Genomic DNA, 22,541 nt, shown 5'->3' with positions numbered 1-22,541 from the left:
GCGGAACCGCCCGGACCGGCGCCGCACCGTCCTCATCCCGAGTCGATACAGCCTACCGCCGCACCGCGCCCACGGGATCGGGTTCAGGCGCCCCGCCGCGCGCTTCCGGGTCGCCCCCGCCGGGCGGGGACGGTGCGGCGGCGATCATCCGGGTGTCGGTCCGGAACGCCCGGGCGACGAGGCCGCAGAAGCGGATGAAGGCGCTGCCCTGCGAGGTGATGACGTAGCCGTCACCCGCTCGCGCGACGTTGCCGGAGGCCTGCTGCTCGGCCAAGCGCCGCTCCATCTGCCGGAACTCGCCGAGATAGACCCGCTCGAACACCGCCCGCGCGCGCTCAGGCGTGAAGCGCTCCCCGGGATGGGCGGCCATCTGGCCGAGCAGGAACACGCTGATCGACCGGTCGACCGTCACCGGCAGGATCACGAAGGCGCTGAGGTTCAGGGACAGCGACAGGACGCAGGCGCCGAGGGCGTCCCGTCGGCGCAATCCCCAGGCCCGGCCGAGCCCGGCCAGCGCCGCCGTGACCGCCAGGGTCAGCAGGAAGGCCACCGCGAGCAGGATCAGTCCGCGGTAGAACAGGATCGTCACGCCGGACCACAGATCCGTCTGGAACAGCAGCACGAAGCAGGCGAAGCCGACGACGACGGCGCCGGCCTGCAGCAGCGCCTGGGCGCAGAGCCAGCGCAGGGCCTGCCCGGCGCGCGGGCGGGTGGGTGCCGCGGGGCTGGGTTCAGTCACGGAGATCCTCCACGGAGATCCTGGACCCGCAGGATCCGGACGAGCGGATCGGCGTAGACCGCGGGGCTGCGCCAGACCCAGGAATCGGGGCTGCTCCAGGGGGCGTCCTGCGCGGTGACGACCAGGGCGCCGATCCCGGCCGCTTCGGCGCGCCGCCGCACCTCGGCGCCGTCCAGGCGGTCGCGGAAGACCGGCGCGACGTCGGCGAGCCGCGACGCCACGGCGTCCGGCGGGGCGCCGAACAGGCGCGCCTCCGCGTCGGCCACCCCCGTCGGCTGGAGGCCGTAGAGCCCGAAATCGAACACCCGGTGCGGCACCGGCGACTGCTGCAGCACCAGGTCCCGGGGCAGGTGCGTGCCCGCCCAGGCGTAGGCCGCGCGCAGCGCCCGGTCGATATCGGGACGGCCGGCGAGGCGGGCGAAGGCGGGCCGGTCCGAGGCGGGATAGGCGCGCATCCCGACGAAGCCGTAGAGGGTCGTCGCGTAGCCGAAGATCAGCAGCGCGGCGAGGAGACCGGGGAATCGGAGCCGCCGCGCCTCGCTCAGGCGGGTCAGGGCCACCACGGTCCAGACCAGGGTCGCGACCTGCGCGAGCAGGACCACGCGCGCGCCGAGGTCGTTGTTGAGGATCGCCGAGCGCAGGACGCCGCCGAGGAGCAGGCTGGCCGCGGCGCAGAGCGTGAGCAGGCGCCCGGCCTCGCGCCCGTGCGCCTCCCGGCGGGGCACGAGGCGCCAGAATAGCAGCGCACCGGCGGCGCAGACCCCCAGGGCCGTGTAGTAGTTCAGCGGCAGGAGGATCAGGCGGAGCGCGCTCAGGGCCGGCTCGTCGACGAGGCCGTCGAGCGGCCCGAATCGCCGGATCGAGAACCGGATCGGCGCGCCGCCGTCGGTCCGGTTGGCCAGGACGCTCAGCAGGTAAGGGGCGGCCAGCGCGGCGCTGAGCAGGCCGGCAACCGCCAGCCGGGCCGCGGCGCGCCAGCGGCGCTCCAGGCCGAGCAGCACCAGCCAGGCACCGGCCGCTCCCGCCGTGCCGAGGCAGACCCAGACGGACAGGCCCGCGCAGGCCGCGAAGGCGAGTGCCGCGACGCCGATCGCCGCCGCCTCCGCGCGCCTGTCCGGCCGTGTCCGGTCCGCGACCTCCGCCAGGGCCAGGAGTCCGAGCCACCCGGCCTGGGCGCCGGCGACGTGGTGCGGCACCCAGACCAGCGAGGCCGGCCAGTTGAGGACCTGCTCGTTCAGCCATTCCGGGACCGGCAGCCAGGTCCCGGACGTCGTCCGGTCGGCGAGGACCAGCAGGATGTCGAGGCTTCCGGCCGGCAGCAGCATCAGCACCGCGCGGCGCACGAGCCGGGGCGCGGCGTCCGCGACGAGTCCGGTCGCCGCGAGCAGACGGTCGATCAGGCCGAGGAGCGCGAGGCCGGTCCAGAAGGCCACGCCCGCGAAGGCGGTCCGCCCGTCGACCAGCCGTCCGCCCGCCCAGTCGACCAGGGCGGTGAGCGTGTAGAAGCCGTAATAGTAGCCCGCCCGCTCGGGCCGGGCGAAGAACGGGTCCACCGGCGGCAATCCGTGCTCCACGATCGCGCGGGTCAGGGCGGCGTGCTTGACGAGGTCGATGATCGTCACGGGCCGGTAGAGGGCGGTGCCGGTATCGACGTCGATCAGCGCGTAGGCCACGACGCCGAGCCAGAGCAGCGCGAGGGCGAGCGCCGCCGGGTCGAGGGACTCGCGCAGGCTCCGCGAGACCGGCCGCAGTGCGGCGAGCCCGAGGGCGCCGGTCGCGAGGGCCGCGACCGGGACGCCGCCCGCCTGGATCAGCAGGCTGTCGAGGGCCGGCAGCAGCCCGATCCCGAGGAGCGCCCCGCACAGGAGGCGGTCGCCGGGCGCGAGCGAGCGGAACCCGAGGATGCCGGTCAGGCCGCCCAGGGCATAGCCCGGCACGAGAACGAGGGGGATACCGAGCAGCGTCGCGACGGCGACGCCGCACGCATCCGAGAAGGTGCCGTTCATCGCCGGGCCGCGTCGCGTGAGCGGTTCCGGGTAGCACGGCGGCGTTAACCGTTCTTTGGACGGGCCCGGACAGCCGCGACGCGCCACCGCTGCGGCCCGCCCGGCTCGGGACTGGCATAACCGTCGGTTTCGTGTATGGATCGCGCGGCCTCGACCCGGGTTGCCGGGCGGGGCTTGAACCGCTTGGCGCTGTGACCGTGCTGGACGACATCCCGGCACCGGCCGAACGCCGAGCCCGCGCGCGCCCGTTTGGGGCGCCGCATCCGACCAGCACAACCCGAAAGGCACGCGATGTCGATCACGGCAGAGCGCAAGACCGCGCTCATCAAGGAACACCGCAAGGACGCCAAGGACACCGGGTCCCCCGAGGTCCAGGTGGCGATCCTCACCGAGCGGATCACCAACCTGACCGGCCACTTCAAGACCCACGGCAAGGACAACCATTCCCGCCGCGGCCTCCTGAAGCTGGTCTCGCAGCGCCGCTCGCTGCTCGACTACGTCAAGCGCAAGGACGAGGCCCGCTACCGCGCCCTCATCGAGCGTCTCGGCATCCGCCGCTAAGGCACGTCTCGCGCGGTTCCGGGCCCGGCCCGGGGCCGCGTTTCACCATCACGGGCTGCCGGAATGGGTCCGGCCTCCCGACAAACGGGCCGCTTCGAGGCGCCAGCGTCGGGGCAGGATCGCGAGACACTTCGCCGAGGATATTCCGGCGCAGTGTCTCGCCGTCTTGCCCCCGGGCGGCGCCGGGCTTGGGCCCGCCGCAGGCAAGGAAGAGATTGAGAATGTTCGACGTTCAACGCGAAGAGCTGATGTGGGGCGACCGCAAGCTCGTCCTGGAGACCGGCAAGGTCGCGCGCCAGGCCGACGGCGCCGTCATCGCCACCTACGGTGAGACCTCGGTGCTCGCGACCGTGGTCGCCGCCAAGGAGCCGAAGCCCGGCATCGACTTCATGCCGCTCACCGTGAACTACCAGGAGCGCGCCTACGCCGCCGGCCGCATCCCGGGCGGCTACTTCAAGCGCGAGGGCCGTCCCTCCGAGAAGGAGACTCTGGTCTCCCGCCTGATCGACCGCCCGATCCGCCCGCTCTTCATCGACGGCTGGCGCAACGACACGCAGGTCGTCGTCACCGTCCTGACCCACGATCTCGAGAACGATCCCGACATCGTCGCGATGGTCGCGGCCTCCGCGGCCCTGACCATCTCGGGCGTGCCGTTCATGGGCCCGATCGGCGGCGCCCGCGTCGGCTACATCAACGGCGGCTACCGGCTGAACCCGCTGGTCACCGAGACCAAGGAAGAGTCGAGCCTCGACCTCGTCGTCGCCGGCACGCAGGACGCGGTGCTGATGGTCGAGTCGGAGGCCAAGGAGCTCTCCGAGGACGTGATGCTCGGCGCCGTGATGTTCGGCCACAAGCACTTCCAGCCGGTGATCGAGGCGATCATCCGTCTCGCCGAGAAGGCCGCCAAGGAGCCGCGCGACTTCAAGGCCCCCGAGAACGCCGACGTCGAGAAGGCCGTGCTGGAGGTCTGCGAGGCGGAACTCCGCGCCGCCTACACCAAGACCGTCAAGCAGGAGCGCTACGCCGCCGTCGACGCCGTGAAGGCGAAGGTGATGGCCGCCCTCTGCCCCGAGGGCGCCGAGAAGTTCCCGGCCGAGAAGGTCAAGGCCGCCTTCAAGGAGGCCCAGTCGAAGGTGGTCCGCTGGAACATCCTCGACAGCGGCGCCCGCATCGACGGCCGCGACGTGAAGACGGTCCGCTCGATCCTCTCCGAGGTCGGCGTGCTGCCCCGCGCCCACGGCTCGGCCCTGTTCACCCGCGGCGAGACCCAGGCCCTCGTGGTTGCCACCCTCGGCACCGGCGAGGACGAGCAGTTCATCGACGCGCTGGAAGGCACCTACAAGGAGCGCTTCCTGCTCCACTACAACTTTCCTCCCTACAGCGTCGGCGAGACCGGCCGGATGGGCTCGCCGGGCCGCCGCGAGATCGGCCACGGCAAGCTCGCCTGGCGGGCGATCCGCCCGGTCCTGCCGCCGGCCCACGAGTTCCCCTACACGATCCGCGTCGTGTCGGAGATCACCGAGTCCAACGGCTCGTCCTCGATGGCCTCGGTCTGCGGCGGCTCGCTGTCGCTGATGGATGCCGGCGTGCCGCTGCGCCGTCCGGTGGCGGGCATCGCCATGGGCCTCATCCTCGAGGGTGAGCGCTTCGCGGTCCTGTCCGACATCCTCGGCGACGAGGATCACCTCGGCGACATGGACTTCAAGGTGGCCGGCACGGACGAGGGCGTGACCTCGCTCCAGATGGACATCAAGATCGCCGGCATCACCGAGGAGATCATGAAGATCGCCCTCGCCCAGGCGAAGGACGGCCGCGCCCACATCCTGGCCGAGATGGCCAAGGCGCTGACGGCGGCCCGTCCGGAGCTCGGCGAGTACGCGCCGCGCATCGAGACGATGCAGATCCCGACGGACAAGATCCGCGACGTGATCGGCACCGGCGGCAAGGTGATCCGCGAGATCGTCGAGAAGACCGGCGCCAAGATCAACATCGAGGACACGGGCGTCGTGAAGATCGCCTCGGCCGACGGCAAGGCGATCAAGGCGGCCTACAACTGGATCCGCTCGATCGTGGCGGAGCCGGAGGTCGGCGTGATCTATGACGGCACGATCGTGAAGTGCATGGAGTTCGGCGCCTTTGTGAACTTCTTCGGCGCCAAGGACGGCCTGGTCCACATCTCGGAGCTTGCCGCGAACCGGGTCGCCAAGGTGACGGACGTCGTCAAGGAAGGCGACAAGGTCAAGGTGAAGTTCCTCGGTCAGGACGACCGCGGCAAGATCCGCCTGTCCATGAAGGTCGTCGACCAGCAGACCGGCGAGGACATCACCGAGAAGGTGAAGGCTCAGCGCGACGCCGACCGGGCCGAGCGCGGCGACGAGCCGCGCGAGCCCCGCGAGGGCGGCCGCCACCGTGGCGAGCGCCGCCGCGAGGCCGGCGAGTAAGCACGCGGGACGCCCGCGCCGGCCTCGGTCGGCGGGGATGTCTTAGACGGGCGCGGTCCTCCGGGGCCGCGCCCTTTTCGTTGCGCCGCCGGGAGGGGGCTCCGCCGGTCGTCGGCCGGGAACGGGGCGCCGGATGCCGCGTTCCCCCGCGACTTCCCAATCGGAGACCCTCATGGCCAACGACATGATGCACGACATCTTCAGCGGGCAGCCGAATCTGTCGACGACGGAGCGCGCCGTCTCGGTGGCGCTGGGCCTCGGCATCGCCGCGGCCGCCGCGCAGCCCCGTCCCAACAAGCTCCTGAGCCTGCTGGCCCTCGTGGTCGGCGTGGGCCTCGCCGTGCGCGGCGCCACCGGCCACTGCGCCGTGAAGGCCGCGTCCGAGCATCTCTGAGCCTCAGCCCTCGGAGGGCTTCGGCGCCTCCGTCTTTAGGAGCGCAGCGAAGCATTCCAGGCAGCGCGACGTTCGACGTGGTCGCGCTGCCCTGGGTCACGTCGCTGCGCTCGTGATGATGGAGAGCGCTGTGTTGAGACTCGCCACCGGGATGCGTCGGTCAAAAAAAGGGGCGCCCCGCGGGGCGCCCCTCGTCGTATCCGGACCTGCCGGACGGATCAGTAGGTGGTGGTGCGGCGGCCGGCGATCAGGCCGTAGATGAACAGCACGACCACGGCCCCCACGATGGCGCCGATGAAGCCCGCGCCCTGGTTCGGCCCGTACCAGCCGATCGCCTGGCCCAGGAAGGTCGCCACGAAGGCGCCGACGATGCCGAGGATCGTGGTCAGGATGAAGCCGGCGGGCTCGTTCGGGCCCGGCATGAGGAACTTGGCGATGACGCCGGCGAGAAACCCGATGATGATGGTCCAGAGAATACCCATGACTGACCCCAAGGCGTGATTGTCGATGGCGGCAGAACGCTTCGAGGCCCGCGACGGTTGCCCGCACCCCGACCGCCGATGACGATTTTCCTCGGGTTCCCGCGGCGCGTGCGCGCGCGGCCCTTTACGGCTGGGCCGGTGCGGCGGCAGATACGCCGGTTCTCGAGGATGTGGAGACGGGTATGGACATTCAGCGGATCGAGCCGGGCAAGCGGATGTCGCAGGCCGTCACCTTCGGCGACATGGTCTACCTCGCCGGGCAGGTCGCGTCCGACACGGTCGGCACCGGGGTCACGATCCAGACCCAGCAGATCCTGTCGGAGATCGACCGGCTGCTCGCCGCGGCCGGCAGCGACAAGGCGCGGATCCTCTCGGCCACCATCTACCTCGCCGACATCGCGACGTTCGCGGAGATGAACGCCGCCTGGGACGCCTGGGTGTCTCCGGAGAACGCGCCGGCCCGCGCCACCGTCGAGGCCAAGCTCGCCGCGCCGGAGTACTTGGTCGAGATCGTGATCGTGGCCGCGAGGAGCCGGTGATCGGCCCGCGCCGGACCGTCCTGGCGGCGGCCGCGGCCGTCCTCGCGGGAGGGCTCCTGGCGGTCCTGCCCCTCGTGCGGCCGGCACCGGCCGCCGAGGAGCGGGTCGTCAACATCTACAACTGGTCGGACTATATCGACCCGCAGGTGCTCGAGGCCTTCACCCGCGAGACCGGGATCAAGGTCGTCTACGACACCTACGACAACAACGAGATCCTGGAGACCAAGCTGCTCGCGGGCCGGTCGGGCTACGACATCGTCGTGCCGTCGGGACCGTACCTGCAGCGGCTGATCCGGGCCGGCGCGTTCCTGCCCCTCGACAAGTCGAAGCTGAAGAACCTCGGCAACCTCTGGCCCGAGGTGACCAGCCGGCTGGCGGCCTACGATCCCAGCAACACCTACGCCGTCGACTACATGTGGGGCACGACCGGCATCGGCTACAACGTCGCCGCGGTACGCGAGCGCCTGGGCGCCGGCGCGGCGGTCAATTCGTGGTCCGTCGTCCTCAATCCCGCTTCGGCCAACAAGCTGAAGGAGTGCGGGATCATGGTGCTCGACAGCCCCGAGGACCTGATCCCCAGCATGCTCCCGGCCTTCGGCGCCAAGGCGGATTCCAAGCGCTGGGACGACATGACCCTGGTGACCGACGCCCTCTACAAGGTGCGCGGCGCCGTGCGGAAGTTCCACTCGTCGGAATACATCCAGGCGCTGGCCAACGGCGATATCTGCCTGGCCGTCGGCTATTCGGGCGACATCATGCAGGCCAAGCGCCGGGCCGAGGAGGCCAAGAACGGGATCGACATCGCCTACGTCGTGCCCAAGGAAGGCGCCCTGATGTGGTTCGACACCTTCGCGATCCCGAAGGATGCCGCCCACCCGGCCGAGGCGCTGGCCTTCATCGACTACATGATGCGGCCCGAGGTGGCGGCGGCCAACACCAACTTCGTCTCCTACGCCAGCGGCAACCTCGCGGCCAAGAAGTTCGTGAAGCCCGAGATCCTGAGCAATCCCGGCATCTACCCGGACGAGGCGACGATGCAGCGCCTGTCCATCAACACGGCCTGGGACGACCGCACCCAGCGCTTCGTCACCCGCCTCTGGACCCGGGTCCGCACCGGGCGCTGACGCGGATCCCGGCCGGGACTCCGTCAGCGTTCCGGATCCGCCGGGATGCCGCTGTGGGCGAGCCACGCGCGGACCGCCGCGCGGGTCTCGCGCCCGGAATCGTTGAGCAGGCGCTCAGGGGTGGTGAAGAAGTACGGCTGGAAAGTCTTTCGCTGCGCGTTGCGCAGGGTCGGGTCGATCCCGGCCTCGAGCAGCCTCAGCACCCAGGGATTGGCCGCGCCGACCTGTGCCGCCACGTGGAGCAGCGAGTTGCCGGTGGCGTCGACCCGGCTCGGGTCCGCGCCGGCCCGCAGCAGCAGCCCGATCTGTGCCTCGCGCCGGTTCTGTACGGCGCGGAACAGCGGCGTCCACTGACCGCGCGGGCTCACCGGGTCGACCGGCGCGCCGTGGCGCAGCAGGATCTCCAGGTAGGTCGGATCCTCGACCATCGCCGCCATGTGCAGCGCGGTCTCCTGATCGAGCCCCGGCACAGACGGGTCCGCCCCCGCGTCGAGCAGGGCCGACAGCGCGCGCGGCCGCGCGTTCCAGATCGCCCATTCGAGCAGGGTGAGGTTCCGGCCGCCGCGGACGGAGAGATCCAGGCCGGGCGCCAGCGCGGCGATGCGCGCGACGTCACCGCGGGCGACCGCCGCGGCGATCGCGGCGAGCGGGGACGCCTCGAAGGCGCCGCTGTGGTCCCCGGTCGGGGTCTCCATGACCGTTCGCTCCTCGGCGCCGCCTGATTCGGCGCTGCGCGACGCGGGTCATGTGATCGATAAACACGGAGGCGCCGCAAGGCCCCCTCCGCAAGTGTCGCCGCCGGGGCGCACCGGCGGCGCACGACGTGGTCAAGAAGCGATCTCGCCGCGGCGCCGGTCGAGACCGTCCGCGGCGAGCCTCGTCGATCCCGGAATCGATGACCTAGTGCTTCAGATCGTCCGGAACCTTGCCGCCGTTCTCGGCGAGCTTCTGCATGACCTGCTTGTGCAGCCAGATGTTCATGCTGGCCGAATCGTCCTTGTCGCCGGTGTAGTGGAGCTCGTCGGCGAGCTGCTTGCGCGCGGCGAGGCCGGAATCGAGGCCCAGCAGCTTCATCAGGTCGACGATCGAGTGCCGCCAGTCGAGCGTCTGCGGGTTCTTCTCGGCGAGGCCGGTGAGCACCGCCGCGACGTCCACGGGCTCGCTGCGGCCGGCCGAGCCGGGGGCCGACGTGGAGGGCGTGCTCGTGCCGGCCTGGCCGCCGGAGCCGGCGTTGGGCGCGGGCGCGGCGTCCGCGGTGCCGCCACCGAACGGATGGAGGATCTTGCTGACGATGCTGCCGAGGAGGCTCATGGATCCGCTCCGATAATCGAGGCCCGATCTCCGCGTCGGGCGGCCATTCAACTGGCTGTGAGCCTTGGCGTTCCGCGATCCGGCAGGCTCGGGACGGTCGGCGCGGCGCGGCCCGGAGCGATCACGACCTCGGCCAGAGGGCGAGGACGAGCGCGGCCCGCTCCTCCGCGAGCGTGCCGTCCGGGACCGGGCGGCCCGCGCGGGCGTACCAGTAGCGCGCGTTGCCGTCGTCGCCCTCGACCCGGTGGAGATGGGCGTGGACCCAGGCCGCGTCGGACCCGTCGGCGTCCTGGACGAGGCGGTGCGCCCGCTCCCAGGCGGCGGAGGCCGGGCCGGACGCGTCCCGGGCGAGCCACCAGAGCGCGGCGAGCGGGGCGTCCCAGACGCTCGGCGGCTCGGACGCAGCGAGTGTCGCGGCGAAGGCGGCGGGGAGGCTCTCGGTCACGGCTGTCTCCTTCCCGGGCGTTTCAGCGGCCGGCGGCGCGCTCCGGCTGCCAGCGCCCGCGGCGCTGCCGGGCCGACCACGCGTAGCGGGCATCGCCGTCGAGGCGGTCGAGATGGTCGGAGAGGCGGTTGCGCTCGAGCCACGACAGGGCCGCCTCCAGCTCCGGGAGGGTCATGGTCGCGCGGCCCTTGCCGAGCACGCGCTTGAGAACGGCGTTGTAGCGGTGGGCGAGATTGCCGCCGCGGGGCACGCGCAGCGAGGTCTCGTCCTCGACCGCCTGGGCGGCCACCGCGGCGGCGAGCCGCTGGCGCAGGGTCCGCTCGGTGACGGAGGGCGGTTCGGGCGCGGGCGCCGCGGCGACCGGTTCGGGGAGGCGCGGGCGCAGCAGGGCGTAGCGCATCCCGATCGCGTTGCTCTCCAGGGGCGTGATCCCGCCCGGCTCGTCGTCGCGCCAGCGGGTCCGCTCCGGCACGACGGCGCTCGCCGGCCGCTCGCGGGGCGGCCGGACGCTGCTGCCCTGCTCGGTCTCGAGTTCGAGGCGGAACCGCGCGAAGAGCGGGTCGTCGGGGTGGAAGATCAGCGCCTGCTGCCCGTCGTAGGGGCCGGCATGGGGATCGACCCGGGTGGCCCGGGCGAGCATCTGCTCGAGCCAGGGCCGGGAGCGGATATGGGTCAGGGCCGCGACCACCGCGACCTCCGGGGCGTCGAGCCCCTCGTACGCCATCGCCACCGTCACCAGCACGGCCGGTTCCGGCGTGAGCCGGAACGCGGCCAGGGCCGCGTGGGCGTCGCCCTGGCCGGAGGTCGCGAGCCGGACATCGCGCGCGCCCTGCCCGGCCGGCATCCAGTCCCGCAGGGTCGCGAGATAGGCCCGCGCACTCGCCTGATCGGGCGCCACCACGAGGAGCTTGCCGAGCCCCCGGGCCGGTTCGCCGGGCGGGAGATCGCGCTCGGCCCGGCGCCGGGCGCGCAGGCGCTTGGTGGCGAAGAACGCCTCGCTCAGAAGGTCGCGGGCGAAGCCGGTCCGCAGGGCGGTGAACAGCGCGGGCCGAGTGGTGATCCGGACCGAGCCCGCGCCGAGCCGATGCGGCCCGACGCGCGGGCTGTCGCCCGCGATCCGGCCGCCCTCCAGCCAGCTCGCCTCGCCGTCGATGGCGCCGAACGTCACCGGCAGCACCGCCCGCTCGGCCAGCGCCTGCGCCCGCGAGTAGCCGATGACCGCGAGGCCGGGGGCGTCGAGATCGAGTTCCGGCCCGCGGCCGGGCGCGGCGGGCTGGTAGGGCAGTCCGAGAATCCGCCGCCCGTCCGCCCGCTCCAGCGTCCCGGACAGGTACAGGCGCACGGTCGCCGCCTCCATGACGGGCAGCATCGCGCGGGACCACGCGCCCGCCTCGGCATCCTCCGCGGAGGCTTCGTCGGCGCCCGGGCGACCGGGGACCGGCAGGTGATGAACCTCGTCGACCACCAGCAGGGTGCGGTGCGCCCGCGCCTCCGCGAGGTGGAGCGCCGGGGCGGCGGCGACCGCCTGATAGGTGGTGACGTAGCCGGCCAGACCCCGCGCCGGGTCGCGCTCGTTGTCGGCGGCCCGGACGCTGAGGGCGTGCCCGAAGGCCGCGCGCCACAGCGGGTCGGCGAAGGCTTCCTCGGCCTGCAGCCGCAGGGAATCCCGCGGCACCACCCAGACCACGCGCTCGACGAGCCCCGCCTCGATCAGCCGGTGCGCGGCGATGACCGGCAGCAGCGACTTGCCCCCGCCCGGCGTGACCGCCGCCAGGATCTTCCGGACATGGGCCGCCTCCCCGCTCGCCATGGCCGCGACCAGGGCCATCAGCGTGCGCTGGTGCGACCGCAGGGACGGGGCGGGACGGGTCAAGGGCCGGCGAAGCAGGGCGACATCGCCACACCGTGGCCGATCCGGATTCCTTTGTGAATCCCCGGAGTCGCGGAACGTTCGCGTTTTCGTCCCAATGGCGGAGCCGCGGGCACCGCGAGGCCGGAAGAGGGTCGACTCTGCAAGCGCGGCCGCCCGTATCGCGGCGACGCCGAGCGAAACCGCCCCGCTCTCCACGATTGCCGCGTCCGGTGAGGCGGATCGGTCCACCATAAGCGTTGACACCCGGCCCACCCCTCACCATAAGGGCGCCGCGGGCGATGCCCGCCTTGGGGGAATGTCCCGAGCGGCAAAGGGGGCGGACTGTAAATCCGCTGCGTAAGCTTCGTAGGTTCGAGTCCTACTTCCCCCACCAAGTTCTTCCCGATCCCGTCAGCCTTGTTTCGCCAGCGCGGCCTCGATGCGCGCGGCCGCGGCGGCCGAGAAGCCCTTCCCCTCGAGCCCTTGTCCCGCGGCCGCCTGACCGGTGAGCGAGCGGCGCTTGCCCCCCGGCAGATGCGCCTGCCGCAGGGCGTGGGCGTCCCGGTGACTGGCATGGGTGATCGCGATGGCCAGCGCGTCGGCGGCGTCCGCGACGCGGAACTCGGCCTTCGGCAGAAGGAAGCGGACCATCGCCTGGATCTGCACCTTCTCGGCGTGGCCGGAGCCCGCGACGGTCTTCTTGATGAGGTTGGGGGCGTACTCGAACACCGGCAGTCCGGCGAGGGCCGGCACGAGCAGTGCCATCGCCCGCGCATGGCCCAGCTTGAGCGTCGCCTGGGCGTCCTTGTTGACGAAGGTCTCCTCCACGGCGACCTCGTCGGGCCGCACGGCCTCGACGACGCGGCCGATCCCCTCGAACAGCTCCCGCAGCCGCAGGGCCAGCGGAAGCTCCCCGTCTGAGGTCACGACCCCGCAATCGCCGTAGGTGAGCTTCGTGCCCTGCGCGGTGATCAGGCCCCAGCCGGTTCGGCGGAGTCCGGGGTCGATCCCGAGAATGCGGACGGCGCTGGTCATGAGGCTCCACGGCTCGGTGAACGGCCCGAGGCTGCCGTACGTATCGTGAACGCTTGGTTTCACCAAGGTTCCGGGCGCGGAAGCGGTCGGCCGTGGCCGGCCCGGCACGGTGCCGGGTCGAACTCACCCCCGGCGACCGAGGAGGATCAGCGCCGTTCCGGCGAGGCAGACCGCGCTGCCCGCGAGGTCCCACCGGTCGGGCCGCTGACCCTCCGCGAGCCACAGCCACAGGACCGAGGCCGCGACGTAGACGCCGCCGTAGGCCGCGAAGGCGCGCCCCGCCGCGGGGCTGTCCACGAGGGTCAGGAGGGCCGCGAAGGCCGCCAGCGAGGCGAGGCCCGGCAGCGCCCACCAGGCCGACCGCCCGAGCCGCAGCCAGGCCCAGAACGCGAAGCAGCCGGCGATCTCGGCGAGGGCGGCGGCCGCGTAGGCGAGGAGGGTCATCGCGTCAGCTTGGCACGGCGCACCGCGCGGGACGAGTCCAGCGCCGGGGACGGATTGCGACCGGCATTAAGCTCCCGGCAAGGAGGATCCGGTCGAGTGTCGCCATGAGCACGCATGCGAGCACCCGCGAGACCCAGGGCGACCGGCTGCTGTTTCCGGGGGACGCCCGCCTCCGCGACGCCGTCCTCGCCTGGATCGAGGCGCTGGCGCGGGAGCGGCGGATGTCGTCCAACACCGTCGAGGCGTACGGGCGCGACCTCCGGCAGTTCCTCCACCACCTCGCGTCCCGTCAGGGGACGCCGACGATCCCGATGCTGATCGGCCTCAAGGTGCGGGACATCCGCGGCTTCATGGCCGCGCGCCGGGCCGACGAGGTCTCCGGGCGCTCGCTGATGCGCATGCTGGCGGGTCTGCGCTCCTTCGCGCGCTTCCTCGAGCGGGAGGGCTTCGGCACCGTCTCGGCCCTGGGCGGTGTGCGCTCGCCCAAGGTCCCACGGCGGCTTCCCCGTCCCCTGCCTGTCTCCGCCGCGGTGGCGCTGACCGATACCGCGATCCGCGCCGGCGAGGAGCGGGAGCCCTGGGTCCTCGCCCGGGACGCCGCCGTTCTGGCGCTACTCTACGGCGCCGGGCTGCGCATCTCCGAGGCCCTGGGCCTGACCCGCCGTGACGCACCCCTGCCCGGGGTCGATCAGGTCACCGTGCTCGGCAAGGGCGGCAAGCAGCGCATGGTGCCGATCCTGCCCGTCGTGGCGCAGGCCGTGGCGGACTACGTCGCCGCCTGTCCCCTGCCGCTGCTGCCGGAGGGACCGCTGTTTCTCGGTGCCCGGGGTGGCCCGCTCTCGCCGCGCATCATCCAGTACACGGTCGCGCGCGCCCGCGGCGCCCTGGGCCTGCCCGAGAGCGCCACACCGCACGCCCTGCGGCATTCCTTCGCAACCCATCTCCTGGCGCGCCAGGGCGAACTCAGGGCGATCCAGGAACTCCTGGGCCACGCCTCGCTCTCCACGACGCAGCTCTACACGCAGGTCGACGCCGCCCGCCTCATGAGTGCCTACGCGGCGGCCCATCCGCGGGCTGGCCATTGAGCAAGATTGCTAAAAACTTCGACTTCGAGAGCCTTCATCATCGTCTATAGGCGCGTCTTCCGGTTCGCCCAGTGCAGAATCCCGCTCTTTAAGAGCTTCGTCACGATCTTCAGCCAATATGGGCAACGAACGGGATGGGGTTGGGCGGGCGTCATGGATCTTCAGGATGGGAGGGCGCCGGCACGTGTCGTAATCGCGGATTGCGATCCGGGCCGCCGCGTCTCCCTGAGAGAGATCGTCCTGCGATTCGATCCCAGCGCGGTGATCGATGAGGCGACCTCGGGTCAGGCGCTCTGCGACATCCTCCTCCGCCACCGTCCCACCCTGGCCTTCGTGGGAATGCAGCTCGACGATCTCAGCGGCCCCGAAGCCGTCGCCGTCGCGCGCCGGGCGGGTGCGGAGCCCCCCTGCCTGGTGCTGGTGGCGACCCGCGTGCTGCCGCACTGGCAGGAGATCGCTACGAGCCTCGGCGCCTACGAAGTCCTGAAGACGCCCCTCGACCCGAGCCATATCGAGCCGCTGCTCCACGCGGATGCCCGCCGTCGCGCACCGACCCGGGCCCTGCTCGCCTGCTCGACTCCGGCCGGGCGGTCGGCCATCAGCCGCGTCGTGGCGCGCAGCGGGTTCGCGATCGAGCTCGACGAGACGGATGACGGCCGCCACGCCCTCAAGCAGCTGAAGCTCGCCGCCTACGACTTCGCCTTCATCGACGTGAAGCTCGGCGGCATCGACGGGCTCGAACTGGCCTGCCAGATCCAGCCCCTCGGCCTCCCGACCCGGATCACCCTGCTGACCACATCCGAGCTGGAGCCCGTCGCTCAGGCTGGCCGCTACTTCGGCGTCGACGCCGTGCTGCGGATGCCGTTCTACGCCCGCGACATCGACCTCGCCCTGCACAACGCGCTGGGCCTGCGCCGGCCGTATCTGCTGAACGCCCTGACGGCCCCGCCCGCGCCGAGCGCGCTGCTGCGGATCGCCGACCTGCCGAATTCCAGGCGCAAGATCGCCTGACCCCGCGCCGGGCCGTCGCTCTGCGGGCCAGTCAGGTTCGAGGCGCGCGGTGTGTGACGGAACGCGAAGGCCCCTTTCCCGCAGGGGAGAGGGGGCCTTCGCGCAGGCGGTCGAGCCCGCCGAGGTAGCAATCCGCGCAGCCGTGGGCCTTGGCCCGTCAGACGTGGATGGCGCGCTTGTTGACCGCCAGCGCGGCTTCCTTGACGGCCTCGGTCAGCGTCGGGTGCGCGTGGCAAGTGCGGGCGATGTCCTCCGACGAGGCGCCGAACTCCATCGCGACCGCCACCTCGGCGATCAGGTTGCCGGCATCCGCGCCCACGATGTGCACGCCGAGTACCCGGTCGGTCTGGGCGTCGGCCAGCACCTTCACGAACCCGTCGGTGGTGCCGTTCGCCTTGGCCCGGCCATTGGCCGTGAAGGGGAACTTGCCGGCGTTGTAGGCCACGCCGTCCTTCTTCAACTCCTCCTCGGTCTTGCCGACCGAGGCGACCTCCGGGAACGTGTAGACCACGTTCGGGATCACGCCGTAATTCACGTGGCCGGACTGGCCGGCCAGCATCTCGGCGATCGCTACGCCCTCGTCCTCGGCCTTGTGGGCGAGCATCGGGCCGGCAATCACGTCGCCGATGGCGTAGATGCCGGTGACGTTGGTGGCGTAGTGGGAATCGGTGAGGATCCGGCCCTTGTCGTCCCGCTGGACACCGACCGTGTCGAGGCCGAGGCCCTCCGTGTAGGGCGTCCGGCCGATGCAGACGAGGACCACGTCGGCCTGCAGCGTCTCCGCCGTACCGCCCGCGGCCGGCTCGACCGTGACCGCCGCGCCGCCCTTCTTGCCGACCTCGACGCCCGTCACCTTGGTGGACAGCTTGAAGGCGATGCCCTGCTTGGTCAGGATCCGCTGGAACTGCTTGCCGACCTCGCCGTCCATGCCCGGCAGCACCCGGTCGAGATACTCGACCACGGTCACCTCGGAGCCGAGCCGGCGCCAGACGGAACCCAGCTCCAGCCCGATCACGCCGGCGCCGATGACGAGGAGCTTCTTCGGCACCCGGTCGAGTTCCAGGGCGCCGGTGGAGGAGACCACGACCTTCTCGTCGATGGTGACGCCGGGCAGGCGCGCCACGTCCGAGCCGGTCGCGATGACGATGCTCTTCGTCTCGAGCATCTGGTTGCCGCCGTCCTCGGCGATGACCTCGACGCGGCCGGCGCCGGCGATCCGGCCGGTGCCGTGGAAGGTGTCGACCTTGTTCTTCTTGAGCAGGAACTCGACGCCCTTGGTGTTGCCGGCGACGCCCTCGGCCTTGAAGGCCATCATCTTCTTGAGGTCGAGCTTCGGCGTGCCGACGTCGATGCCGAGATCGGCGAAGTGCGTGTTGGCCTCCTCGAAGGCCTCGGACGCGTGCAGCAGGGCCTTTGACGGGATGCAGCCGACATTGAGGCAGGTGCCGCCGTGCGTCGCGCGCTTCTCGACCACCGCGGTCCGCAGGCCGAGCTGCGCCGCGCGGATCGCGCAGACGTAGCCGCCGGGGCCGGTGCCGATGACGACGAGATCGTAGGACATGAGGCTTCGCTTCCGCTCGGTCGTGCCGCGTGCGAGACGGGCAGGGAATGTCAGGTGGGGCTTGGCCTCAGCGGCCGCCGCCGATGTCGAGGATGGCGCCCGTGGTGTAGGAGGCCTCGTCCGAGAGGAGCCACACGATCGGTGCGGCCACCTCCTCGGCGGTGCCGGCCCGCTTCATCGGGACGCCGGGGCCGAGACGCTCGACCCGGTCCGGCTCGCCGCCGCTGGCATGGATCTCGGTGGCGATGATGCCGGGCGCCACCGCGTTGACGCGGATGCCGTCGGCGGCGACCTCGCGGGAAAGCCCGATCGTCAGCGAGTCGATGGCGCCCTTGGAGGCCGCGTAGTCCACGAACTGGCCGGGGCCGCCGAGGCGCGCCGCCACCGAGGACAGGTTGACGATCGCGCCCCCTGCCCCTCCGCGCTTGATCGACATGCGCCGCACCGCCTCCCGCGCGCACAGGAAGCTGCCGACCACGTTGGTGGTCATCATGCGCTGCAAGCGGGCGACGCTCATGTCGGCAACGTCAGACTTCACGTCGACCACGCCGGCATTGTTGACGAGCGCCGCGAGGCGGCCGAGGCCGTCGGCCGCCTTGAACAGGGCGATGACGTCGGCCTCGTTGCCGACGTCGCCCTTCACGGCGAGCGCCCGTCCGCCCTTGGCCGCGATCGCGTCCACCACGCCCTGCGCGGCGGCGGTGTCCGACACGTAGCTCAGGCAGACGGCGTAGCCGCGCTCCGCCAGGAGGAGCGCCACCGCGCGGCCGATGCCGCGGCTACCACCCGTGACGATCGCGACCCTGTTCTCAGCGCTCGACATGGCTGCCTCAGAGGTCCAGCACGAGGCGCGCCGGATCCTCCAGCGCCTCCTTGACCCGCACCAGGAAGGTCACGGCCTCCTTACCGTCGACGATGCGATGGTCGTACGACAGGGCGAGGTACATCATCGGCCGCGCCTCGATCTTGCCGGCGCGGACCACCGGGCGCTCCTCGATGCGGTGCATGCCGAGGATGCCGGATTGCGGCGCGTTGAGGATCGGCGTCGACATCAGCGAGCCGTAGATGCCGCCGTTGGTGATCGTGAAGGTGCCGCCCTGCATCTCCTCGATGGAGAGCTTGCCGTCGCGGGCCTTCTTGCCGAAGCCGGCGATCTTCTTCTCGATGCCGGCGATCGAAAGGTCGTCGGCGTCGCGCACCACCGGCACGACGAGACCCTTATCGGTGCCGACCGCGATGCCGATGTGGTAGTAGTTCTTGTAGACGAGGTCCTGCCCGTCGATCTCGGCGTTGACCGCCGGCACGTCCTTGAGGGCGCCGATCACCGCCTTGGTGAAGAAGCCCATAAAGCCGAGCTTCGTGCCGTGCTTCTTCTCGAAGATGTCCTTGTACTGGCTGCGCATCGCCATCACGGCCGACATGTCGACGTCGTTGAACGTCGTCAGCATCGCCGCGGTGTCCTGCGCGTCCTTCAGGCGGCGCGCGATGGTCTGGCGCAGCTTCGTCATGCGCACGCGCTCCTCGCGCGCGGCGTCGTCCGGCGCCGAGGGGGCGCGCGGCAGGGTCGGACGGGCCTCCTTGGCGGGCGCCGACGGGGCCGGCCCCTTGGCGATGGCGCCGAGCATGTCGCCCTTCGTGACGCGGCCGTCCTTGCCGGACCCGCTCACCGACGACGGGTCGACACCCGATTCCCGGGCGAGCTTGGCCACCGCCGGGCCGTTGTCTCCGACCGGGCGCTGCTGGGCCGCGGGGGCGGCGGCATCGCCGTGGTTGCCGTAGCCGGCGGACGATTCCTGGGCCGGGGCCTCGGCCTTCGCGGGCGCGGCGGCCTTCGGGGCCTCGCTCCGGCTCTCGGCCTTGGTCTCGGCGCTCTCCTTCGGGGCGGCCTTCTTGGCCGTGCCGCCGCCGGCTCCGGCCTCGACGATCGAGCCGAGCAGGGCACCGGGCTCCACGGTCTCGCCGTCCTTGACCAGGATCTCGCCGAGCTCGCCGGCCGCCGGGGCGTTCACCTCCAGGGTGACCTTGTCGGTCTCGAGCTCGACGATCGGCTCGTCGGCCGCGACCGTGTCGCCGGGCTTCTTGAACCAGCGGCCGATCGTGGCCTCGCTCACGGATTCGCCGAGGGTTGGGACGAGGATGTCGGTTGCCATGCTCTCTTCTGCCCCGCGGGGGGCCTCCTCTGGATGTCGGGCCGCGACGTCAGCGCCGCAGGATCAGGGATGGAACGGGCGAGACGGTGTACCGGAAGCCTGCCTGCGCCATCAGGACGGGATCTGCTTCGCCGAGCGCCTCGGCCCGGGCCGCGTCGTCGGCCTCGACCAGGGCGAGGCCCCAGGTGCCGCCGGACTCGAAGACGGGTCCGACCGCGATGGCGGTGCCGGCGGCCGCCTGCTCCATCCAGTAGCCGGAATGCGCCGAGAACAGCGCCTTCTCGGCCTCCGTCGCGTCGAACGGGAAGCTCGGGCGGGGCGGTTCCAGGCGGAGCAGGAAGTAGGCCATGGCCGGACGATCAGACCGCCAGGGCCTCGTTGAGGAAGGCCTGGAGCTGCGCCTGGTGCTTCGACATCTGGCCGACCGCCGTGGAGGCGGAGGCCGGACGGCCGACGTAGCGGGCGCGCTTCACCGCGGAGCCGGCTTGGCCGAGCACCCACTCGAGGTAGGGCTCGACGAAGGACCAGGCGCCCATGTTCTTGGGCTCCTCCTGGCACCAGATCACGTCGGCGTTGCGGAACCGGGCCATCTCGTTGGCCAGCGCCTTCAGGGGGAACGGGTAGAGCTGCTCGACGCGCATCAGGTAGATGTCGTTGAGGCCGCGCTTCTCCCGCTCCTCCAGCAGGTCGTAGTAGACCTTGCCGGAGCACAGCACGACGCGGCGGATCTTGTCGTCGCGCACGAGCTTGTTCTGCGCGCCCTCCTCCTCGGCGTCGTCCCAGAGGACGCGGTGGAAGGTCGAGCCCTCGGCGAGCGCGTCGAGGTTCGACACGGCGCGCTTGTGGCGCAGCAGCGACTTCGGCGTCATCAGCACCAGCGGCTTGCGGAAGTCGCGCTTCAACTGCCGACGCAGGATGTGGAAGTAGTTCGCCGGCGTCGTGACGTTGGCGACCTGCATGTTGTCCTCGGCGCAGGCCTGGAGGTAGCGCTCCAGGCGGGCCGAGGAGTGCTCGGGCCCCTGGCCCTCGTAGCCGTGCGGCAGCAGCAGCACGAGGCCCGACATGCGCAGCCACTTGCGCTCGCCGGACGCGATGAACTGGTCGATCACCACCTGGGCGCCGTTGGCGAAGTCGCCGAACTGGGCCTCCCAGAGGACCAGGGCGTTCGGCTCGGCGAGCGAGTAGCCGTACTCGAAGCCGAGCACCGCTTCCTCGGAGAGCATCGAGTTGATGATCTCGATCGCGGCCTGCCCCTCGCGGATGGCGTTGAGCGGCGTGAAGCGCTGCTCGTTCTCCTGGTCGATCACCACCGCGTGGCGCTGCGAGAACGTGCCGCGCTCCACGTCCTGACCCGACAGGCGGACCCGGTTGCCGTCGAGGAGCGTCGCCCCGAAGGCCAGGGCCTCGGCGGTCGCCCAGTCGATGCCGACCCCCGTTTCCACCGCCTTGGCGCGGTTGTCCATGAAGCGCTGGATCGTGCGGTGCAGGTGGAAGCCGGGCGGCGCCTGCGTGATCCTGCGCCCGATCTCCTGCAGGGTCCCGGCCGGCACGGCGGTGCGGCCGCGGCGCGGGTCGTCCACGTCCTCGTGCACGGCCTTCACGCCGGACCAGCGGCCGTCGAGCCAGTCGGCCTTGTTCGCCTTGTAGTTGTTGGCGACGTCGAGCTCGTTGTCGAGCATCCCGCGGAACTCGGCCTTGCGGGCGTCGAGCGCCTCCTGGGTCACCGAGCCGTTCTCGACGAGCTTGCGGCCGTAGCTCTCCAGCACCGAGGGATGCTTGCGGATCCGCTGGTACATCTTCGGCTGGGTGAAGGCCGGCTCGTCGCCCTCGTTGTGGCCGAAGCGGCGGTAGCACAGCATGTCGATCACGACCGGCTTGCCGAACTTCTGCCGGTACTCCACCGCGACCTTGGCGGCGAAGGTGACGGCTTCCGGATCGTCGCCGTTGCAGTGGAAGATCGGCGCCTCGACCATCTTGGCGACGTCGGACGGGTAGGGCGAGGAGCGGGAGAAGCGCGGATCGGTCGTGAAGCCGATCTGGTTGTTGATGATGAAGTGGACCGAGCCGCCGGTGCGGTGGCCCTTCAGGCCCGACAGGCCGAAGCACTCCGCCACCACGCCCTGGCCCGCGAAGGCGGCGTCGCCGTGGATCAGGAGCGGCAGCACCGTGCGGCGCTCGATGTTGGGCTTGGCCCACTGGTCCTGCTTGGCGCGGACCTTGCCGAGCACCACCGGGTCGACGATCTCGAGGTGGGACGGGTTGGCGGTGAGCGACAGGTGGACGTTGTTGCCGTCGAAGGCGCGGTCCGAGGACGCGCCCAGGTGGTACTTCACGTCGCCCGAGCCCTCGACCTCGGCCGGGGAGGCCGAGCCGCCCTTGAACTCGTGGAACACCGCCCGGAAGGGCTTGGCCATCACGTTGGTGAGCACGTTGAGCCGGCCGCGATGGGCCATGCCGAGCACGATCTCGCGCACGCCGAGCGCGCCGCCGCGCTTGATGATCTGCTCCAGCGCCGGGATCATCGCCTCGCTGCCGTCGAGGCCGAAGCGCTTGGTGCCGGTGTACTTGAGGTCGAGGAACTTCTCGAAGCCTTCGGCCTCGATCAGCTTGTTGAGGATCGCGCGGCGCCCCTCGGGGGTGAAGGAGATCTCCTTGTCCTTGCCCTCGATGCGCTCCTGGATCCACGCCTTCTCGGCGGGATCCGAGATGTGCATGAACTCGACGCCGAGGGTCTGGCAGTAGGTCCGCTCCAGGATGCCGACGATCTCGCGGATCGTGCCGAACTGCAGGCCGAGGACGTTGTCGAGGAAGATCGGACGGTCCCAGTCGGCCTCCTCGGTGAAGCCGTAATGCTGCGGGTGCAGCTCCTCGTGATCGCCCCGCGGCGCGAGCCCCAGCGGGTCCAGCTTGGCGTGCAGGTGGCCGCGCATCCGGTAGGAGCGGATCAGCATGATCGCCCGCACCGAATCCTTGGTCGCCTGCTCCACCGACACGCCGGTGGTGGCGGTGACGCTGTCCTGCGGCTTGCCGGGCTTGGGCTCCTTGGCTTCCCGCGCGACGATCTTGTCGCCGATCGCCTTCTCCAGGGCGCCCCAGTTGCCGTCGAGCGCCGAGACCAGCTCGCCGTTGAGCGGCACCGGCCAGTGCGGCTTCTCCCAGGAGGCGCCGGCGGCGTTCTTCTCGACCAGGGTCTCGTCCTCGCCGAGCCCCTTGAAGAAGGTCTGCCACTCCGGATCCACCGAGGACGGGTTGCGGGCGTAGGCCGCCTGCAATTCCTCGATGTAGGCGGCGTTGGCGCCGTACAGGAACGAGGTTTCGAGGAGCGCTTCGTTCACGTCCTGGCGTGCCATGGTGCGTCCAT

General features: G+C 71.4%; 21 protein-coding genes and 1 tRNA gene. 8 read left to right on the top strand and 14 right to left on the bottom strand.

The features are described from left to right. Positions 1 to 52: 52 nt before the first annotated feature. Both BM314_RS19055 and BM314_RS19050 read right to left on the bottom strand, forming a co-directional pair. Positions 53 to 739, bottom strand: coding sequence for a hypothetical protein (locus tag BM314_RS19055; RefSeq protein WP_020093745.1), 687 nt, complete (start codon positions 737 to 739; stop codon positions 53 to 55). Next, entirely contained in the window at positions 736 to 2,745 is a 2,010-nt protein-coding gene (locus BM314_RS19050; RefSeq protein WP_091979534.1) for a hypothetical protein, read from the bottom strand. The genes BM314_RS19055 and BM314_RS19050 overlap by 4 nt, the downstream gene beginning before the upstream one ends. Positions 2,746 to 3,036: 291 nt before the next feature. On the opposite strand from BM314_RS19050, the gene rpsO reads away from it, so the two are divergent. From rpsO to BM314_RS19035, 3 genes are all read left to right on the top strand, one after another. Further along, a complete protein-coding gene (gene rpsO, locus BM314_RS19045; protein WP_012317943.1) occupies positions 3,037 to 3,306 on the top strand; it encodes a 30S ribosomal protein S15 in 270 nt (89 codons plus the stop codon). 221 nt (positions 3,307 to 3,527) lie between these two features. Further along, a complete protein-coding gene (pnp, locus tag BM314_RS19040) occupies positions 3,528 to 5,747 on the top strand; it encodes a polyribonucleotide nucleotidyltransferase (RefSeq protein WP_091979533.1) in 2,220 nt (739 codons plus the stop codon). Between the two features lie 172 nt (positions 5,748 to 5,919). Further along, on the top strand, positions 5,920 to 6,141 hold the full coding sequence (locus tag BM314_RS19035) for a YgaP-like transmembrane domain (RefSeq protein ID WP_020093742.1): 222 nt from the start codon (positions 5,920 to 5,922) through the stop codon (positions 6,139 to 6,141). 218 nt (positions 6,142 to 6,359) lie between these two features. On the opposite strand, the gene BM314_RS19030 is transcribed toward BM314_RS19035, so the two are convergent. Further along, a complete protein-coding gene (locus BM314_RS19030) occupies positions 6,360 to 6,623 on the bottom strand; it encodes a GlsB/YeaQ/YmgE family stress response membrane protein (protein ID WP_012317940.1) in 264 nt (87 codons plus the stop codon). Between the two features lie 182 nt (positions 6,624 to 6,805). On the opposite strand from BM314_RS19030, the gene BM314_RS19025 reads away from it, so the two are divergent. Beyond that, the gene (locus BM314_RS19025) at positions 6,806 to 7,162 is read left to right on the top strand and encodes a RidA family protein (protein ID WP_020093741.1); all 357 of its coding nucleotides are present in this window, start codon (positions 6,806 to 6,808) and stop codon (positions 7,160 to 7,162) included. Continuing rightward, the gene (locus BM314_RS19020; protein WP_170868144.1) at positions 7,159 to 8,286 is read left to right on the top strand and encodes a polyamine ABC transporter substrate-binding protein; all 1,128 of its coding nucleotides are present in this window, start codon (positions 7,159 to 7,161) and stop codon (positions 8,284 to 8,286) included. Before BM314_RS19025 ends, BM314_RS19020 begins: the two co-directional genes overlap by 4 nt. Positions 8,287 to 8,309: 23 nt before the next feature. Here the strand turns inward: BM314_RS19020 and BM314_RS19015 are convergent, their stop codons facing one another. From BM314_RS19015 to BM314_RS31290, 4 genes are all read right to left on the bottom strand, one after another. Next, entirely contained in the window at positions 8,310 to 8,981 is a 672-nt protein-coding gene (locus BM314_RS19015; protein ID WP_091979531.1) for an ankyrin repeat domain-containing protein, read from the bottom strand. A 205-nt stretch (positions 8,982 to 9,186) separates the two neighbouring features. Continuing rightward, positions 9,187 to 9,597, bottom strand: coding sequence for a DUF3597 domain-containing protein (locus BM314_RS19010; RefSeq protein WP_091979530.1), 411 nt, complete (start codon positions 9,595 to 9,597; stop codon positions 9,187 to 9,189). A gap of 121 nt (positions 9,598 to 9,718) precedes the next feature. After that, a complete protein-coding gene (locus BM314_RS19005; RefSeq protein ID WP_091979528.1) occupies positions 9,719 to 10,042 on the bottom strand; it encodes a hypothetical protein in 324 nt (107 codons plus the stop codon). A 22-nt stretch (positions 10,043 to 10,064) separates the two neighbouring features. Continuing rightward, a complete protein-coding gene (locus BM314_RS31290; protein ID WP_091979526.1) occupies positions 10,065 to 11,915 on the bottom strand; it encodes a DEAD/DEAH box helicase in 1,851 nt (616 codons plus the stop codon). A gap of 289 nt (positions 11,916 to 12,204) precedes the next feature. On the opposite strand from BM314_RS31290, the gene BM314_RS18995 reads away from it, so the two are divergent. Then, positions 12,205 to 12,288: transfer RNA gene (locus BM314_RS18995), tRNA-Tyr, on the top strand. 17 nt (positions 12,289 to 12,305) lie between these two features. On the opposite strand, the gene ruvC is transcribed toward BM314_RS18995, so the two are convergent. Together ruvC and BM314_RS18985 are read right to left on the bottom strand one after the other, a co-directional pair. Next, positions 12,306 to 12,929: a crossover junction endodeoxyribonuclease RuvC gene (gene ruvC / locus BM314_RS18990; protein ID WP_020093735.1), complete on the bottom strand. Its 624-nt coding sequence runs from the start codon at positions 12,927 to 12,929 to the stop codon at positions 12,306 to 12,308. Between the two features lie 123 nt (positions 12,930 to 13,052). Next, the gene (locus BM314_RS18985; protein WP_020093734.1) at positions 13,053 to 13,373 is read right to left on the bottom strand and encodes a YnfA family protein; all 321 of its coding nucleotides are present in this window, start codon (positions 13,371 to 13,373) and stop codon (positions 13,053 to 13,055) included. A gap of 104 nt (positions 13,374 to 13,477) precedes the next feature. Here BM314_RS18985 and BM314_RS18980 point away from each other — a divergent pair, with 104 nt between their 5' ends. Both BM314_RS18980 and BM314_RS18975 read left to right on the top strand, forming a co-directional pair. Beyond that, on the top strand, positions 13,478 to 14,458 hold the full coding sequence (locus BM314_RS18980) for a tyrosine recombinase XerC (protein WP_091979525.1): 981 nt from the start codon (positions 13,478 to 13,480) through the stop codon (positions 14,456 to 14,458). A gap of 261 nt (positions 14,459 to 14,719) precedes the next feature. Next, the gene (locus BM314_RS18975; protein WP_020093732.1) at positions 14,720 to 15,469 is read left to right on the top strand and encodes a response regulator; all 750 of its coding nucleotides are present in this window, start codon (positions 14,720 to 14,722) and stop codon (positions 15,467 to 15,469) included. A gap of 157 nt (positions 15,470 to 15,626) precedes the next feature. Here BM314_RS18975 and lpdA read toward each other — a convergent pair whose 3' ends face one another. The 5 genes from lpdA to BM314_RS18950 all read right to left on the bottom strand — a co-directional run bounded on the left by lpdA (position 15,627) and on the right by BM314_RS18950 (position 22,530). Beyond that, positions 15,627 to 17,030, bottom strand: a complete 1,404-nt coding sequence (gene lpdA / locus BM314_RS18970) for a dihydrolipoyl dehydrogenase (protein ID WP_091979523.1) — start codon at positions 17,028 to 17,030, stop codon at positions 15,627 to 15,629. Positions 17,031 to 17,097: 67 nt separating this feature from the next. Beyond that, complete coding sequence (locus BM314_RS18965) at positions 17,098 to 17,853, bottom strand: SDR family oxidoreductase (RefSeq protein ID WP_091979521.1); 756 nt, start codon at positions 17,851 to 17,853, stop codon at positions 17,098 to 17,100. A gap of 7 nt (positions 17,854 to 17,860) precedes the next feature. Continuing rightward, positions 17,861 to 19,180, bottom strand: coding sequence for a 2-oxoglutarate dehydrogenase complex dihydrolipoyllysine-residue succinyltransferase (gene odhB / locus BM314_RS18960; protein WP_020093729.1), 1,320 nt, complete (start codon positions 19,178 to 19,180; stop codon positions 17,861 to 17,863). Positions 19,181 to 19,229: 49 nt separating this feature from the next. Continuing rightward, positions 19,230 to 19,529: a YciI family protein gene (locus BM314_RS18955; RefSeq protein WP_042671905.1), complete on the bottom strand. Its 300-nt coding sequence runs from the start codon at positions 19,527 to 19,529 to the stop codon at positions 19,230 to 19,232. Between the two features lie 10 nt (positions 19,530 to 19,539). Further along, complete coding sequence (locus BM314_RS18950) at positions 19,540 to 22,530, bottom strand: 2-oxoglutarate dehydrogenase E1 component (RefSeq protein WP_091979520.1); 2,991 nt, start codon at positions 22,528 to 22,530, stop codon at positions 19,540 to 19,542. Between the last annotated feature and the right edge of the window lie 11 nt (positions 22,531 to 22,541).

This window comes from Methylobacterium sp. 13MFTsu3.1M2, from assembly GCF_900112625.1.
In the GTDB taxonomy this organism is placed as follows: Bacteria; Pseudomonadota; Alphaproteobacteria; order Rhizobiales; family Beijerinckiaceae; genus Methylobacterium.
This window is presented reverse-complemented; position numbering and strand designations above follow the sequence as displayed.